Source organism: Sphingomonas cremea (assembly GCF_021502585.1).
Classification (GTDB): Bacteria; Pseudomonadota; Alphaproteobacteria; order Sphingomonadales; family Sphingomonadaceae; genus Sphingomicrobium; species Sphingomicrobium cremea.
Window position 1 is genome coordinate 128,111 of record NZ_JAKFGM010000002.1, and the last position, 16,350, is coordinate 144,460.

16 protein-coding genes are annotated in these 16,350 nt (G+C 60.0%); 3 read left to right on the plus strand and 13 right to left on the minus strand.

The genetic code is table 11. From position 1 onward, the window contains the following. Window position 1: 1 nt before the first annotated feature. The 11 genes from LVY65_RS07015 to LVY65_RS07065 form a co-directional block, all read right to left on the minus strand. Window positions 2-1,003 (minus strand): type II secretion system F family protein, encoded by a 1,002-nt coding sequence (locus LVY65_RS07015; RefSeq protein WP_235067309.1) that lies wholly within the window; start codon window positions 1,001-1,003, stop codon window positions 2-4. Beyond that, complete coding sequence (locus LVY65_RS07020; RefSeq protein ID WP_235067310.1) at window positions 1,000-2,388, minus strand: CpaF family protein; 1,389 nt, start codon at window positions 2,386-2,388, stop codon at window positions 1,000-1,002. The genes LVY65_RS07015 and LVY65_RS07020 overlap by 4 nt, the downstream gene beginning before the upstream one ends. A 2-nt stretch (window positions 2,389-2,390) precedes the next feature. Then, window positions 2,391-3,590: an AAA family ATPase gene (locus LVY65_RS07025; protein ID WP_235067311.1), complete on the minus strand. Its 1,200-nt coding sequence runs from the start codon at window positions 3,588-3,590 to the stop codon at window positions 2,391-2,393. A 7-nt stretch (window positions 3,591-3,597) separates the two neighbouring features. Continuing rightward, window positions 3,598-4,206: a TadE/TadG family type IV pilus assembly protein gene (locus tag LVY65_RS07030; RefSeq protein ID WP_235067312.1), complete on the minus strand. Its 609-nt coding sequence runs from the start codon at window positions 4,204-4,206 to the stop codon at window positions 3,598-3,600. Beyond that, complete coding sequence (locus tag LVY65_RS07035; protein ID WP_235067313.1) at window positions 4,203-4,727, minus strand: TadE family protein; 525 nt, start codon at window positions 4,725-4,727, stop codon at window positions 4,203-4,205. The genes LVY65_RS07030 and LVY65_RS07035 overlap by 4 nt, the downstream gene beginning before the upstream one ends. After that, window positions 4,727-6,388: a pilus assembly protein TadG-related protein gene (locus LVY65_RS07040; protein WP_235067314.1), complete on the minus strand. Its 1,662-nt coding sequence runs from the start codon at window positions 6,386-6,388 to the stop codon at window positions 4,727-4,729. Before LVY65_RS07040 ends, LVY65_RS07035 begins: the two co-directional genes overlap by 1 nt. A gap of 12 nt (window positions 6,389-6,400) precedes the next feature. After that, a complete protein-coding gene (locus tag LVY65_RS07045) occupies window positions 6,401-6,688 on the minus strand; it encodes a hypothetical protein (RefSeq protein ID WP_235067315.1) in 288 nt (95 codons plus the stop codon). Then, entirely contained in the window at window positions 6,672-8,261 is a 1,590-nt protein-coding gene (locus tag LVY65_RS07050; protein ID WP_235067316.1) for a type II and III secretion system protein family protein, read from the minus strand. Before LVY65_RS07050 ends, LVY65_RS07045 begins: the two co-directional genes overlap by 17 nt. Further along, window positions 8,251-9,213, minus strand: a complete 963-nt coding sequence (cpaB, locus tag LVY65_RS07055) for a Flp pilus assembly protein CpaB (protein ID WP_235067317.1) — start codon at window positions 9,211-9,213, stop codon at window positions 8,251-8,253. The genes LVY65_RS07050 and cpaB overlap by 11 nt, the downstream gene beginning before the upstream one ends. Before the next feature lie 105 nt (window positions 9,214-9,318). Beyond that, window positions 9,319-9,501, minus strand: coding sequence for a Flp family type IVb pilin (locus LVY65_RS07060; protein WP_235067318.1), 183 nt, complete (start codon window positions 9,499-9,501; stop codon window positions 9,319-9,321). Between the two features lie 489 nt (window positions 9,502-9,990). After that, a complete protein-coding gene (locus LVY65_RS07065) occupies window positions 9,991-10,680 on the minus strand; it encodes a DUF2569 domain-containing protein (protein WP_235067319.1) in 690 nt (229 codons plus the stop codon). Between the two features lie 304 nt (window positions 10,681-10,984). Between LVY65_RS07065 and LVY65_RS07070 the strand changes: the two genes are divergently transcribed. Together LVY65_RS07070 and LVY65_RS07075 are read left to right on the plus strand one after the other, a co-directional pair. Beyond that, window positions 10,985-12,004: a phosphatase PAP2 family protein gene (locus LVY65_RS07070; protein WP_235067320.1), complete on the plus strand. Its 1,020-nt coding sequence runs from the start codon at window positions 10,985-10,987 to the stop codon at window positions 12,002-12,004. 138 nt (window positions 12,005-12,142) lie between these two features. Continuing rightward, window positions 12,143-13,159 (plus strand): glycosyltransferase family 87 protein, encoded by a 1,017-nt coding sequence (locus tag LVY65_RS07075; RefSeq protein ID WP_235067321.1) that lies wholly within the window; start codon window positions 12,143-12,145, stop codon window positions 13,157-13,159. Here the strand turns inward: LVY65_RS07075 and LVY65_RS07080 are convergent. Together LVY65_RS07080 and LVY65_RS07085 are read right to left on the minus strand one after the other, a co-directional pair. Next, window positions 13,114-14,142 carry a phosphatase PAP2 family protein gene (locus tag LVY65_RS07080; RefSeq protein ID WP_235067322.1) on the minus strand — a complete coding sequence of 343 codons (1,029 nt, stop codon included), beginning with the start codon at window positions 14,140-14,142 and terminating at the stop codon, window positions 13,114-13,116. The genes LVY65_RS07075 and LVY65_RS07080 overlap by 46 nt on opposite strands. Window positions 14,143-14,228: 86 nt before the next feature. Further along, on the minus strand, window positions 14,229-15,239 hold the full coding sequence (locus LVY65_RS07085; RefSeq protein WP_235067323.1) for a phosphatase PAP2 family protein: 1,011 nt from the start codon (window positions 15,237-15,239) through the stop codon (window positions 14,229-14,231). Between the two features lie 188 nt (window positions 15,240-15,427). On the opposite strand from LVY65_RS07085, the gene LVY65_RS07090 reads away from it, so the two are divergent. Further along, a complete protein-coding gene (locus tag LVY65_RS07090) occupies window positions 15,428-16,336 on the plus strand; it encodes a sulfite exporter TauE/SafE family protein (protein WP_235067324.1) in 909 nt (302 codons plus the stop codon). Window positions 16,337-16,350 lie beyond the last annotated feature (14 nt).

Genomic DNA, 16,350 nt, shown 5'->3' on the forward strand with positions numbered 1-16,350 from the left:
GCTACACCTTCAAGTCGATCATTTTGCGGATCGAAACAAATCCGATGGTATAGAGAATCAACAGCCCGACATATCCCGGCATGAACGCGGGATCGTCGGCAACGTCGAGATAGAATCTGGGATTGCCGAGAAACAGCAAGGTGAAGGCGACGATCGGCAAGCCGGTCAGCATTGCCCCGGTCATCCGTCCCTCGCTCGAAAGCGCCCGGACCTTCAGCATCATCGACGCTCGTTCGCGAATCACCTGGCTCAGATTTTCCAGGATTTCCGCCAGGTTGCCGCCCGTCTCGTTCTGCACCGCAAGGCTGACGACAAACATCCGCATGTCCTCAAGGTCCCAGCGATCCGCCATTGCCGACAATGCATCGCGCAAGTCTGCGCCATAGGTCACCTCATCGACGACGATCCCAAACTGGCTGCCGATCGGGTCGGGCATTTCCACTGTCAGCAAATCGAGTGCCGCGGCTATCGGATGGCCGGCACGAAGGCCGCGAACAAACACGTCGAGGGCCACCGGGAACTGGTCCTGCATCTTCTTGCGCATCCGGTTGGCCCGGACCTGGAAGTAGAGCATCGGGATGCCCGCGCCGATCACGAATGCGACGGTTGCAAGAAGCACTATTCGGCCGCCGCCAAGCGCCGCCCCACTGATCGCCATGAACAGGATCATGACGACGAAGATCAACGCTGGAGCGATCAGCAAGGTTAGCATCAGCCTGCCGGTCGGCATCGACACGCCGGCGGCCATCAATGTCTTTTCGAAGGCGATGGCCGGCCGTGCGATTATTTCCGGAAGGCCTTCGGGAAGGCTGCTTGCCCGACGGCGGAGCAATTGCATCGCTTCGCTGCGCCCCACTCCGCGATTGATCATATCCAGTCGCTGGTTGATGGCCCGGCTTTCCAGTCGGCGGCCGACGATGCTCGAAAGGATCCGCTCGACCGCGAATACGACTGCGGCAAAGATGAGGATCAGGGCGGTTGCTTTGAGCCAGACGCCGGTCATGCTTCGAAATTCCTGTCCGGTCGGAATAGGTCGGGCGCTAGTGTCACGCCATGCGCTATTACCTGCTCAAGGAAGCGCGGCCGGATGCCACTGGCTTCGAACCGGCCCTGCACCATCCCGTCCGACGATATTCCGGTTTGGCGGAAGCGGAAGATTTCCTGCATGGTGATGACGTCGCCCTCCATGCCGCTGATCTCCGACAGGCTGACGAGCCTGCGCCGGCCGTCACTCAGACGCGCGACCTGGACAACGACGTGGATTGCCGACGCGATTTGCGCTCGCGCTGAACGTGCCGGCACGTCGATACCGCTCATCCCGATCATCTGCTCGACGCGTGACAGGGCGTCGCGCGGAGTATTGGCGTGCACCGTCGTCATCGAACCGTCGTGACCGGTATTCATGGCCTGCAGCATGTCGAATGCTTCGCCGGCTCGAACCTCGCCGACGATGATCCGGTCGGGCCGCATGCGCAGCGAGTTCTTGACCAGGTCGCGTTGAAGGATTTCACCCTTGCCCTCAATATTCGCGGGCCGAGTTTCGAGGCGTGCGACATGGGGCTGCTGCAACTGCAGCTCAGCGGAGTCTTCGATGGTCACGATCCGCTCGCGATTGTCGATGAACGCCGACATGGCGTTGAGCATGGTCGTCTTGCCCGAGCCCGTTCCGCCCGAAATCAGCGTGTTGAGCCGGGCAGCGACAACTGCCTTCAGCACTTCAGCGACCTGAGACGGAACCGATCCGATTTCGATGAGCCGCGCCATGCTGATCGGCGTCTTAGCGAATTTGCGGATGGACAGCAGCGCGCCGTCGAGCGCCAGTGGCGGCACCACCGCATTGACGCGGCTTCCGTCGGCAAGGCGGGCATCGACCATCGGCGCGGATTCATCGACCCGGCGGCCGACAGCGGAGACGATCTTCTGGATGATCCGGATGAGATGCTTCTCATCCTTGAAGCGAACCGGCGACGGCTCAAGCACGCCGAAGCGCTCGACGAACACGCTGTCATGGCCATTGACCAGGATGTCGGTGATCGTTCCGTCTTTCAGCAGCGGCTCGAGCGGGCCAAGGCCGAGCAACTCGTCGAGAACGTCGTCAACCAGTTGGCGCCGTTCGGCATGGTTCAACGCATGGCGTTGCTTGTCGAGCTCCTCGAGGACGATGTCTCCGACTTCTTCCTCAATCTGCTCCCGCGACATAGTGTCGAGCGCGCTGAGGTTGATTAGGCTCAGCAGGCGCTGGTGAAGCTCGACCTTCAGGTCCGTATGGAGATCGACGGTCGTGAATGCCCCGGCGTCACCAGTCGCATCCAGGCGCCGGTCATGCTCGGTCCGCTCCGCGACCTCTTCAGGCGATATCTGGTCCTTGGGCTTGCGGATCTGCCACATGACTAATGCTCCAGCCCAAGGGCGGCGGTGACGCCCTGTTCAAGCGTGTCGATGTCCTTGCCAAGCGCGCACTTGCGCTTGACCTCCGCAATCGGCACGCCGCGATCGATTGCCATGCTCATCGTCTGATGGTCGTTGGCGACGGTGAAAGCGATCGGGCGCCGCAGCACCCGCTCCGCGTCGGCGGGCCCAAGGGTCCGGAACAGGCCTTTTTCCGTGCGATTGAGAACGATCCTCACATCGAGTTGGTCCAAATCCTGCGATGCCAGCAGGTCAAGTTGGCGCCGGGCGCGGTGGAGACTGGACACCCGCAATTGCGTGACCATCAGCACGAGGTCCGCCCGTGCCAGCAACGACAGCGACCAGTTGGTCCAGTTGGCGGGCAAGTCGATGAATACCGTCCCGAATTCGTCCGTGGCGAGATCGACGATCGACAGCAGCTGGTCGCTGTTAAGCGATTCCAGCGGCATGATATCGCGTGGCGCTGCGATCACGTGAAGGCCGCTTGAATCTTGTACGGCGATCGATCGCATCAGTCCGCCGTCGAGCCTTTTTCCGGCATCGATCAAGTCGCTGAATGTCAGTTTGGGATGAAGCCCAAGCTGAACCGCGGCGTCGCCGAACTGCACATCGAGGTCGATCAGGCACGCTTGGCGACCCACGGCTGCTTCGTCTGCAGCGAAACGGGTGGCCAGTTGGCCGAGAAGCGCAGTCGCCCCGACGCCGCCCTCGCTCTTGATCACCGCGACGATCTTGTGTTGACCGGCGCGTTGTCGCGGGCCTTGCTCCGACACCATCCGGCGGATCGGGTCGAGTGCGGTTTCCAGCTCTTCGGCGTCGATCGGCAATGGAATAACGTCATGCGCCCCTGCGCGAACCAGCGCACGAACCAATGCCATTGGCGGCTCATAGGCGGCGGCGATCAGCGGCACAGGCCCCTTGGCCAATTGCTCGAACCGGGCGACCGATGTCTTGTCGTCGGCATTGACCTGGACGACGGCCGCCGCTGCCCCGGACAGGACCGACGAATCAACCGTAGCGGACGGGTCGACGATCACCAGCTCCAGCGGGAAGCCGGATGCGCGGGCGCCGACCAGCTCATTCGCTTCCCCTTCGACACCGGCAAGCAACAGGCGCACGGGAGCGGGGCCGGTGTCGGCCATCCACTGGGCGCTGGGTCGATCAGGTGTGTGCACGCTCATAACATCCTCAATTCGAAAAAGTCCCCGAGCTATCCTCGGCGGTCAGCGTCGCGGAAGCCGCCGGTAGATTCCATCCGGCAAAGCCCAGCAAGGCAATTGGCTTGAATCGCATGTCCCGAACGGTGACGGTGACAAGAGGCTGGACATCCATCGTCTCATCGGCGGCGCCGGCATAGCCAAAGCCCGAACCTGAGTAGCTGATCACGACCTTGCTTGGGCTGATCAGCGGGTTCATCTGCGACATTCGCGTAACGATCGTGTTGAACGCGGTAGTGTCGACGGTGCTGTTAGAGAACGGGCAAGGGTCCACCTTGCACAGGCAGCCGCCACTGTTGCATTCGATCGTTCCCAATGCACTGGACGGAATTAGGTCGCCACTCTTGACCGTGCCAGCCACATAGCTTGCTTCGACGAGGTCCGGCGAGACCGGAGTCGTGACGATTGCCATCCGGGCGCCCATCTGGGTCGCCTTCTCGGTTTCGTTGAGCTGCCAGAAGAAGCGGCCGGTATCGATAATCCCGAACAGCAACAGGATTAGCAGCGGCAGGACGAGCGCAAACTCGGCGGCACTTGCAGCACGGCGATCGCCGAGAAGATGGTGGAGCATCAAGGTCATGACCCGATCACCGGAGCTTCGGATTCGGCGCGCAGGCAAAGGTTGGCCGTCGGCAGTCCGAGCGAACCCAGCACCGAACGGTAGCCGACTGCCGCGCTGACTTTGACGACCGGAATGTCGCCGGCGAGCGACTGGTAAATGCCGTCATAATCGTCGTTGGATACGCAGCGCACGGTGATGGTCAACGTCTGCGTCCCGCTCCCGCAATTTCGAGCCCAATAGCTGGCGCCGAACCGTCCCGTCCCCGCACCGGTGACGGTACCGGTCTTGGTGACATTCGCGATCAAGGTCTCCGCCCCCGAGCTAACTGTTGCCCCTGGGCAAGTGTAATTTGCTTCCAGCGGAAGCCTCGCCGCGTAGCGCGCGCCATCACGGACTTGTTTGACCAGCCCGTGTTCGTCGAGGAAGTAATTCCCGAGCTCGGCACTGCCGAACATCAGCACCAGCAGGAATGGCAATACCATCGCCATTTCCGCCGCCGCGGTGCCGCCGTCCTGGGCAAAGGGGTTGCGCCATTTCATCAGCGCACCAGGTACGGCCGGCTGCGGCTGTAATATTGGAAGCCTCCGCTGCCACCGACGGGCTGCGCGGGACCGATAACCTCACCATAGATTTCCTTGTCGTCGGTCACCGGGCTAATCGTCGCTCCAGGGACTTGGGCCTGCGTTCTCTGCAAGGAAGGTTCGGTGAGGAATATGTCGAAAACGCGCAGGATCACATAATCTTCAAACGCGGATCCTTTTCCTTTCAGATTGTCGCAATTGGCCGCTACGATCGGCAGGACACGTCGATCTTTGACGGTAGTAGCGGCGACAGTCGCAAACCTTGGCTTGTTGAACGCGCACTTCTTGACGATCGTCCAAGTTCGATTGCCTCCTTGAAGCTTGGAGCTGACATCCGCGGTTCCAATCTGGAGCGGGTCGAGCTTGCCGCTGCCCATGTTGGCAATTTCCCATTGGTAGACCTGGTATCTTGTAAGCGTCCCGGCGGACGCCCCACCACCGATCGCAGCTGCGATGGTCGCTGCCGTTTCGCCCGGGTGATTGGCGGCGATATACCCGGCCCGATCCCAGTTTCCGTCACCGAAGTTCTGGGCTCCCCCCGCCGTCGGGCACGAGCCGGTGTAATGGCAAGTGTCCCGTCCGAACTGCCTGGCTGCACCATTTTGTGCAAAGTCGCTTGCGTATGATGTCTTGCCTCCGGAGTTCACATTTCCGCCCGCTGCGGCCCCGCAATTTGGGCCGGCGGGCTGTGCTGCCGTACTGGAAAGTCGCACTTCAAACGTCATGTCCTGCGTCATATCCTTGCGCGTATCTTGCGCGGGACAGGCGACCCCAGTTGAGGGAACGCAATTGCTGGCATCGTTCTTGTTGCTGCCGGCGTAGACGTCCATCCGCGTATTGATCGCGTCGGTGGCGTTCTTGTTGCCGGGCTCCGTCTCATTGTCGTCCGTGTTCTGGCACCCGTTCAGGCCGTTCCCAAGCAGCGCGTTGAGCACCGCCGGGTTGCCGTTGCCGAAGTCGAGGAAACCGTAATTGCCGGGAGCCCAGGCGTTGCCGCCGGCGGTCTTCATGACAATTCCCTTGCCGACATCTTCAGGGGTCGGGAAATCGTCGGACGGAGCGCAGACCAGCAGCGGCGCGACGTTGCAAATGGACGATTCGATGCCCGCGACCGCGGTGGCCGAGACATCACCGGCGAAGGCGCCGACGATCGGCGTCAGCGCATAATTAGCGGCGCGGACCTTGGTGGTGACGATTACGTAGCGGGATTCGCTGTCGCCCGCGGCATCGCCATCGGCGACTTCTTCGCAAGCGGCGGCATTGTCCTGGATGGAATCATCGAATTCGCTGCAGAAGGTGATCGTCTCTATCTCGACCGCCGTGCCGTCAGCGTCGCTATCATTGGCAAATCGGGTCAGGTTTTCGGCAAGCCGGTCTTTATCATCGGAAGTAATCGCGTCGCGAGCTCGCTCGCGGGCCCCATCGGCCCGGTCCAATTGGGTCGCTGCGGCCAGCGCTGACTGGTCGGCGGCCTGCTGCAATTCGGTATCAAGGGTCGCGAGGCGCGCATAGTCAAAGGCAATTCCACCGGCGCCGATCAGCGCGAGCATCGACAGGGCTACGGTAGGCGCAACTGCTGCGCTCTTATCGCCCCAAATGTCGAAGAGACGCCGCATCATGCCACGTCATCCTTAATTAGACCCACCGGAGCCGCCGCTGCCCGAGCCCGACTTGGTGCTCTCCGTTCTCAGCGGCTTGGTTTGGCCCTTGCGGTAACGCTCGGTCGCCTTCTGCCCCTTTTCGCCGTGATAACCGGGCTGCAGGCTGTCAGCGGGATAAACCGGGTCGGGATCGACCGTCTGTACGGCCATGTCATATTTCAGCGCTTCTCCGAAACCGGGATCCACCGGCGTGCAGGCCGATGTGCCAGCAAGCGCCACGCCGGCGACGATCAGGAGGCGCTCAATACGCATGACCATATTCTTTCTCCAGCTTGGTGGGGTCGAGCGCGGCCATGCCGCCGCCCGCCGGCGGCATCGGTTGCACGGGCGCCGCCTGGGACGGTTCGCCAATCGGCCGGCCGACTGGCGATGTCCCGGTTGGCTCCAGCGGATTGACCCCAACACCGCCGTCGGTCCGGCCCATCAAGAACAGTTCGGCCTCGTCAGGCGGAGTCGCGTGGTCGGTCGGCACTTTCATCGCCGCCGCCCGTACCGGCTTCACCAGCCGCGGCGTGACAATGATCACCAACTCGGTCTCTTCCTTCTCGAAGTTAGTCGAGCGGAACAGGGTGCCGATAATCGGAATGGTGCCGAGGACAGGGAATTGGCGGATCGTGTCCCGGAAGTCTTTTCGGATCAGGCCCGCCAGCGCAAAGCTTTCCCCATCGCGCAATTCGATCGTCGTATGGGCGCGGCGGGTTTGCAGGCCCGGAACCCGTAGATTGTTGATGACTACCGAGGCGCTTGGGTCGATCGAGCTGACTTCCGGCGCCACTTCCAGGTTAATTACGCCATCGGCCAGCACGGTCGGGGTGAAGGCAAGGCTTACCCCGAACTGCTTGAACTCCACTGAAATCGCGGCGTCTCCGCCGTTGGTTCCGCTTTGGGATACCGGGATCGGGAATTCGCCGCCGGCGAGGAAGCTTGCAGTCTCACCGGACAGTGCGATCAGCGTCGGCTCGGCCAGGGTGGTGACAACGCCCTTCCGCTCAAGCGCGTTAAACGTCGCGTCGAAATTCAATCCGCCAATATGGAACACCCGCGACAGGATTCCGAAACTGTCGACGATCGAGCCAAGTGAGAGCGTCGGCGGATTGGGCGTGGTCGTTTCGGTAACAGCCCCGGTCACCGGATCGGTTGTGGTGACGGTGGTCGAACCGAGAGAGGGAGTCAGGCTGGCCCCTCCTCCGATCGCGCCCTGGAACCCATTGTTGCCGCTGCCGGTCACGAAGCTGCTGAACCCGAGATCCTTGAGCGCGCCGCGCTTAATTTCCGAGAAGCGGACCTCGAGCATGACCTGCTGCGACGAGCCGATCGAAAGAAGGTTGATGACCTTGCCCGGCGCATAGGATTCGGCGACCTGGACAGCCTTGTCGGCTGCCGGCCCGCTACTGACGACGCCTTCTAGTATGAGCGACTCATTGGAAATTCGTGCCCCAACCTGGTCGTTCGGCATCAATTCCGACAATTGGCGCTTAAGGCCGATCACGTCGGGCCCGACAGCAATGTCGACCACCGCAATCAGCGCGTTGCCGCGGTCGTAGAGGGTGAGACTGGTTGTCCCCATCTTCTTGCCAAGCACATAGAGCGAGCGGTCGGAAAGCGGCAGGATGTCGGCAATATCAGGATTGCCGATCAGTGCCTTGGCGAACGGCCGATCGGACCGCAGCACCTGGCTCTTATTGAGCGGCACGGCCAGTTCACCGGCGCGGACCTCGTCGGCCTCGCTGACGGTAATCTGCGCCGCGGCCGGAGCCGCGTACACAAAGACGGATGCAGCGACGGCGATGGAGGCGCCAAGCGCAGCTCCTTTCATGGTCCTAGCGAACATAGCCCCCCACCTCATAGTCTTTGGTTTCCGTTCCCCGGGTTACGCTGATCGTTGAAGTTGCCTTGGCCATCGGTGCGGCGCTGCGCACGACTGGCGAGCGCGGCCGGGTCAGGCGAGCAACCTGCGCGCGCCGTTCTGGCGGCGGCGGAAGCATGCTGCTGCCCGGCACCGGATTGGCGGCGGAGGGCCGCGAACCGGGCGGAAGCGATCCGTAATAGCTGTAGCGCAGGTCATCGAGGCTGACGGTCTCCACCTGCGGGATATTCTGCTCCTCGCCCGGCTTGCGCAGGACGAAGCTCAGCTGCCCGAGCCGCTGGCCGAGCGCGACTTTCTGCGCGTCGAGCGGAGTCAGTTCCAGCGTCGCGTTGCGTGTGGAGCTGGGCTTTCCATCGGCGCCGACCGCATCCTGGCCCATGGCAATGACGCGAATGTTCTGAAGAAGCACGTCGGTTACCTGCTCGCCACGGTCAGTGCCGTCGGGTCCGATCGCGTTACGGGTGATCAGCACGTCGACCGTGTCGTTCGGTTTGACGAAACCGGCGACGCCGGAGATGTCGTTGATGCGGACCGTTGCTGCGCGCATTCCGTCGGGAAGCAGCGCGGCGATGGAGGCGTTCTGCCCTTCGCCCGAAAGATCGGCGGCCAGAAGCGGCTGGTTGACCTGGATCGGGCGAAGCGCGACGCGGCGCTTGCCCATCGGCAGCAGTTCCGGAAGAGACTTGTAAACGCCCGGCGGTAGGCTAGTCGCCGGATAATTGACGAACTTGACCTTGTCGGGTGTGATGTCAACGCCATAGTCCAGCGGCATCGCGGCGACCGCGACCCGAACCATGCCTTCGGGCGATGCGGCGAGCTGCTTCTCGCGCCCGGTCAAATAGGTGTTGGCAAGAAATACGGCGAGCACGCCGAGAATGATGGCGACGCCTAGCGCAATTAATGTCTGCCTTTTCATCAGCCCGGTCCCCCGCTGAAGGCTACGCACTCATACATAACACAGGCCCGGCCCACCCGAGCGAGAAAAATGGACGGCCGCGCCGAGACGCGACCGCCCATAAACTTAGCAGACTGTCGAAGTAGGAGTATTAATGCAGTCAGCCGTATTGTTCATAGCGTTACCGATTGCGCCGCTGAGAGTCAGCGCCGCGATGGCGATAACGGCGCCGATGATGGCGAGAATGAGCGCATATTCCGCTGCCGATGCGCCACGGTCGTCGCGAAGCATGTTAATGAAAGTTTTCATTGTCCGTCCCCTTACTGTTGATCCCCCCGTCCCAGCCGGGACGAATGGATGGTCAGCGCCAGGGGAGGCGGACACTCATGATTTCAAACGGGCGGGGAGGGTCATCAATCAACAGCCCCCGCAATCATGTTTCCGCGGCCCCCCAGCCGCTAGACCCTTGAAACGTCTGCCTAGCTTAACTTTTTGTCAAGCATATCCATTTAACCCAAGTTAACACCCTGGCCTAATCGCGATTGCGGTAAATGGCTCGAGAAACTGCCATTTTTTCAATGGAGAAGGGCCGATATGGCGGAGATTCGATGATCGGGCCCTTGTCTCGAATCTGGACAGGTGGGGGCGGGAAACAGCCAATTATCGAAAGTTAAGGGTCGCCGGAGCCAAGCCTTTGCCCCGCATTTTGGGATCCGGTCCCCGAGTCGCATGTTCTCTGTTCGTCAATGCGAGTGCGCCGCTATCGCGACACGCAATGACGGAATGAAGGGTGGTGAGTTAGACCTCAACCCGATGGCGGAATGTCACATTCACCCGCTTCGACATCAACAAGTAAGGTAGCCACAGGCAGACGCTAATCAGCACCTTCTTGACGTTACCGTCGAGCAACGCATGCAACGCGCGGGCAACCTGTCCAGGAAGGCCCTGCGTCCCGGCAACGGCGGTAGCAATGCCCAACTGCATGACGATATCGATCAACCAAATGGCAACCAGCAAGCGCGGGAACAGCGGTACGCGGCGCAACCCCGCGACAAAGCCAATGGTATAGAGGCTGGATAGCAAGACGACGTCTAGGGTCATTACGAAACGGAGCGTAGATAGCCAGAGCGGAACATTTCCGGCAATCGCCGGCATCGCCGCAAGATATTCCAGCGCGCGGACGGGCACATTGAGGAGCATCCCGACCAGCAGCGAGACCATAATACCGTTGCTGCCATAAAGCGGATGCTGCTGCGCCTCGACCCGTTCGACATTGCGCCAGCGCCCGTAACGGGCAAGGCGCGTACGCGGTTGAGGCAGACCGTCGCCATTTTTAAACCAATGCAAGGCTAGCATCATCGAAGCCAGCGGCGCGCCAACTAGCAAAATGTAGGGAAGGAATGTCGAAAGGTCGGGTACCGAATGAATTGGGCTGACCGCAACGCGAAGGGCGCAAGCGAGGATCGCGACACCAACCCAGATCGTCATTATGCGCGGCAGGCGAGATTCGATTGAAAGCAGGAGCGCTGTAGACTTGGCCCGCAGCCGCTGATGGACTCTCGCGTAAGTTGCTCGCGCGTTGTTTCGGTAGAATGTCATGACGAAGAGGTACGGTGTTAACCTTACTCCGGAGTAAAAGATCCATCCTCTTCCCGGGTTCCGCAGGTTGGCATTACATGGCAGCAGGGAATGTCCGATGAGCCATCATGCCACCGTCAGGATCAGGTGTGCCAGTCGGAAACGCGTGCAGCTCGGTGAGCGACATGAACGCAGCAGGTGATAGGTAAAGGCGATGAGAGATGCCGATTGGGTCATGCCTGCGATTGTGTTGCTATTGCTGCAATACTTCTCGGCAATTTTTATTAGTCAACTGACCGGCTTCGCCGGGCGCCCACAAACGTTCAGCTACATGATTATGGCGTTGGTCCTGTCGTCGATTGGCGGCTTAGCAATCCTGTTACATCGGCTTTGGCGGATGTGGCGAGAGGGGGAGGAAGGGCCAATTGAGCGTTTGCGTGCAGATACCGATCCTGCAGCAGTGGTTACCTATTTTTTGGGCTTTCAGCTGGTCGCGCTGCAAATTGCTGCACTCACCTGGCTAAAGGAAATGCTGCCTTGGGCAATTCCCTACTGGGCAGATCCGCCCTTGGCTGCCTTCGACCGGGCAGTGCTTGGAACCGATGCGTGGCGAATCATCCCCGATAGATTCATCCATCTGCTCGACGTGCTTTACACAACCTGGGCGCCGGTAAAATTCTTTGCGCTGATGTTGGCCTTGGTCCTTCCCGCGTCGCGGCTTAAGGCTCAGGCAATGATGGCCTACTTTCTTACAGTCGGCCTGATTGGCGTATCAGGTCAGTACCTCCTGTCCTCGGGCGGCCCGATTTTCTATGATCGGCTCGTTAATACACGTGAGTTTGGCGCACTGGCCTTACGCACCCGGGAACTCGCCCCTATCGCCCACACCGCTTCGGAATATCTTTGGCACTCCTACCTCGGACGTGACACTTCGATCGGCAACGGCATTTCTGCGATGCCGTCGATCCATGTTGCGACAACGACCTGGGCCTCAATGATCATCAGCCGATTCTGGAGAAAGGCAGCTGTTGCGATTTGGACCTTTTGGGTCATAATTTTTGCTGGCTCTATCGCCCTAGGCTGGCATTATCTCAGCGACGGTATCGTGGGTGCGGGGGGAGCAGTTTTGTGTTGGAAGTTGGCGCCGAGGCTGTTGCTTCGAAGTAGTCGATTAAACTTTAGACGTTTGCAGAAATTGGGAAATCATTCGGAAAATGTGAGTCCGCTTCCATGAACTCGGAAAATCTTTGGATCATTTTGGAATCGTTTTCCGGAAGAAAGACTTTGAAACGGATTGCGTTAGTTGAATAAATTTTGCTCCTGCGCCCTACAGCGGACTTTAGTGGATTCGTACACTCGCTACATCTTAAAGTTGGCCAGTATTTGCATCGCTTCTTTATCAGCGATCGTCTTTATAGTTTTTGTTGGCATTTGGCATATCGATTTATTTATGATGGACTTTGGTGTCTATTGGCGCGTCGCAAATGGACCCATTTCATCAGCCTATGAGCACCGCGCGTCTCTAAATTTTCCCTATCCGCCGACGATGCTGCTGTGGATTTCACCATTAAGCCTTTTATCGAAGGGACCAGCCTACGCGCTATGGATTGTAGCTAGTGTGGCTGCGCTAGTGGCTGCCAGCCGCCGCCACTTGGACAGATCGGCGCTCACCCTAACACTGATCGCCCCACCCGTTGTGTATTGCCTACTTACAGGCCAAGTTTCCGTCGCGCTTGGGGCCTTAATTCTATGGTCCTGTTCCGTTAATAGTCGGATCGCCGCCGGTAGTGCTTTGGCGATAGCCGCATCTGTCAAGCCCCAACTCGTATTGATGGCCCCATTGTTACTTGCCGCTAGAAAAGATCATTCCGCGATAATCTGGGGCGGCATAGTGTTAATCAGCCTCGTGCTTCTGACTGTGGCAATGTTCGGCATCGAAACGTGGGCGGCATGGCTTGGCTCTCTCGATCATTTCCGGTCAATCGTCGTGAGGAACGGCGTACTAAACGTTACAATCACTCCTGCTTCAGTTGCTGTGCTTTGGCACCTTCCGCCGGTCCCGTTTCTAATTTTAGGTGCTACCCTTGGTGCATGGATTGCAATCTATTGCTGCGATGGTGACCCTCTGATCCGGAGCGCGGCAATCGTAACGGGGAGCTTACTCGCCTCCCCATACGCAGTAATCTATGACCTTGCGGCATTGGTGCCCTTTTTGGCCTGGGCTGTTGCACGAGGGAAAATAGTCGCGGTTATTGGCTATCTTGGTGGTCTCAACATCATACCTCTGTTGGTAACGGCCTTCGAACTTGCTCAGGTCGCGCCGGCAAAGATCGAAACTGACCCTCAGGAAGAGGCTAGTGCCTCGCGCGAATCGTCCGTCATTGATTGACTTGGAACTGCAAAAATCTTGCGCGCAATTATCCAACAAAATACTGCGGCGATGGCTGCTACAGGAGCGTCGACTGCATAATGATAGCCAAGGTAAATTGAACCGAAGAAAGTCAGCCCCCAAAATAATAGCGCTAGCGGGAACCAGCGCGTCCTAAATGCCATGAGAGCCAAAATTGTGGCAGTGGCAATGTGCATTGACGGCATGGCTGAAACTCCTCCCCCCTTCAGCGCAATCTTCATGTTCATGCCAATGGCTAGGTATCGTTGTGACTTCAGGACTAGGTCATCTTTTGCCAATATACGACCAAGCTCGACACGAAGCGGCAGGAATCGATCCGCGAGATTTGGATCCGTTAGATGAGCAAAGACTGGCCCGGCAGCTGAAATGGAATAGGCCATAGCAGTTCCGCCAATCAGCCAGCAAAGCATAAGCGCGGTGAAATAGGTTGCGGTGAACCTGCGGCTTGCGAATGCGCTGATCAATGTCCCGCTGAATACAAGCGCGAAGCCCCATATTACAGCATAGTAGAAGGTCATAGCGGAGGCGAGAAACTCGGGGAGAACGGAGTGCGCCCAGCGCCACGCATCTTCGCCGAAAATCATGCGATCGGCGTTTGCCCAGACCTCTTCCCAGCCATAACCGACTGTAAACGGAATGGAGCACTTGGCCCAGGTGTACGCCCCCAGGAAGAGTGGAAAGATAAACGCGGGCAACAGCGCCACCCGCGCTGGCTCTCGGACCCTTCGCAAGACCGCCTGAAGAGGGTGGTCGGCGCGGGTCGGAAGCAGGACGAGAACTTGCACGAACATCCACACCAACATCGATAAAAGTGTCGATGCTCCCCATGCACCGAGGTAGGGAGCAAACACGCGCCAGCCGCTTACCCCGGTCTGCAGGCTGATTGCGCTGGCAACGGCTAGCATGACCAGCGCCAGAAGCGCCGGAAATGCCAAGGCGCGCTTGGTCGAGATGTCGTCCAATCCGCCCCCCACGAACAATCGGCCTATTTGGATTGTGCCACGTAGTCGAGCGACGGGAAATCCCTACCCTGCAAGAGTGGCCCGCTTCATGCCGCCGCAAGCTTCTGCCGAGGCTGAACTGCCGCCGGGATAGCGATCGGAGCGGTCAGCTTCCAGACGAGCACCGCCATTGCCGAACCGACGATCCCGTCGAGCGCATAGTGATAGCCGAGATGAACCGATCCCACCCAGATGACCGACCACAGGATCAGTGCCGGTATGCGCCACCACCTGCTGTGCCAGGCGAGGAGGGTGAGAATCGTACAGTCGGCAAGGTGCATCGAGGGCATCGCCGACACGCCGCCGGCGCGAACCGCTTCCCGGAGGTAGAAGTGGTGGCGAAGATAGGCCTGGGACTGAATGATGGTGTCGTCGGGCGGCAGGAGCGCGGCCAGCGAGTGGCGCAGCGGTGCGAAGCGCTCGCCAAGCGCCGGATCGACCAGGTCGGCAAATACCGGCCCGGCCGAGGAGAAAGCGGCGGCGCCGACCACTCCGACCAGGAACCAGGTGGCCATCAGCGCGGTATATGCCCGGATGACCGCGCGGGGGCTGGCCGAAAAACTGTATAAAGGAAGCGCCCAGGCCAGCGTCAGGGCCCAGATCAGCGTGTAGAAAACGACGATGACCTGAGTCCCCCGGACGCCGATCAGCCGGTGGGTCACCAGCCATGGATCGCCATTGAACAGAAACGCGTCGGCCGCGGTCCAGAAGCCGTCCCAATGAAAGCCGGTGAACAGCGGGAAACTGATCTTTGACACCGTGAAGCCGGTCATGAAGATGGGAAAGATCGCCAGCGGCAGGATCAGCAGCAGCCAGCGTTCGCGAAGCATCATGGACGCGGCTTTGAACGGGCCGGCCTGGCGAAGGTCGGCGCCGCGGAGCCACGGAATCAGCATCCAGATGAGGAACGCCAGGCCGCTGGTCACCAAGCTGATCGTCACATAATCGATCAGGATCTGTGTCCCCGTGACCCGCCCGGCAATCGCCATGGCCAGGGCCACCGCGAAGGTCATGGCGCATAGCGCGCAAGGCAGCACCAATTCGCGCGCGTGCTTCATTGGCCGCCGACTTCCTCCAACATCGGAATGGCCTAATGGCAACGTGGTTAAGGGATCGATAAAGCGGACGGTGCGGCCGCACGCCAGACTTGGCGGTCGAGGCGAATATTGGCGCCATAGTCCTCGAGAATTCTTGTTGCCTTGGTTTTGCCGCTCATTTGCGGCTAGCGTTGCCAGCACGACGCACCATGGACATTTACCTCCCTATAGCCGGCATGTCGGTCAATGCGCTGCTGATGGTCGCGCTGGGTGGTCTGGTCGGTCTCTTGTCCGGCATGTTCGGGGTTGGTGGCGGCTTTCTCACCACTCCGTTGCTGATCTTCTACGGCATTCCGCCAACCGTCGCAGTTGCGTCCGCGACGACCCAGATCACCGGCGCCAGCGTGTCCGGGGCGCATGCCCATTGGCAGCGCGGAGGGGTCGATTTCAAAATGAGTGCCGTGCTGATTGCCGGGGGCGCGGTCGGCAGCCTGGTCGGTGCCGGCCTGTTTCGGCTGCTCCAGTCATCCGGCCAAATCGACCTGGTCATCGGCTTCCTTTATGTCCTCCTGCTCGGGGGAATCGGTGGCTTGATGCTGAAAGATGCGCTGGTCGCATTGGGCTGGGTCAAGCTAGAGGAGCGAACGGAGCGCCCACGCCATAACCGGTGGGTAGCTAGCCTGCCGCTCCGCTGGCGCTTTTATGCTTCGGGCCTCTACATTTCGCCGCTCGCGCCGCTCGCTCTTGGATTCTTAGCCGGTGTGATGACCGTGCTGTTGGGGATCGGCGGAGGATTCATTCTCGTCCCAGCGATGATCTATCTTTTTGGAATGGCCGCACGCGTCGTCGTCGGGACCAGCCTGGTGATGATCCTGGCCGTGAGCGCCGTAACCACGATGGTCCACGCAACTACGACCCAGGCCGTCGACATCGTCCTGGCTGGGCTTTTGCTGATCGGCGGCGTGATCGGCGCCCAATATGGCGCTGCGCTCGCCACCCGGCTCAAGCCAGACCTGCTTCGCCTGGCGCTGGCTGCGATTATCCTGATGGTCGCGCTGCGGATGCTGCTTGGGCTAACCTGGCGGCCCGACGAGATCTTCACGATCGAATATCTGTGAGGCGGGCGTTTATC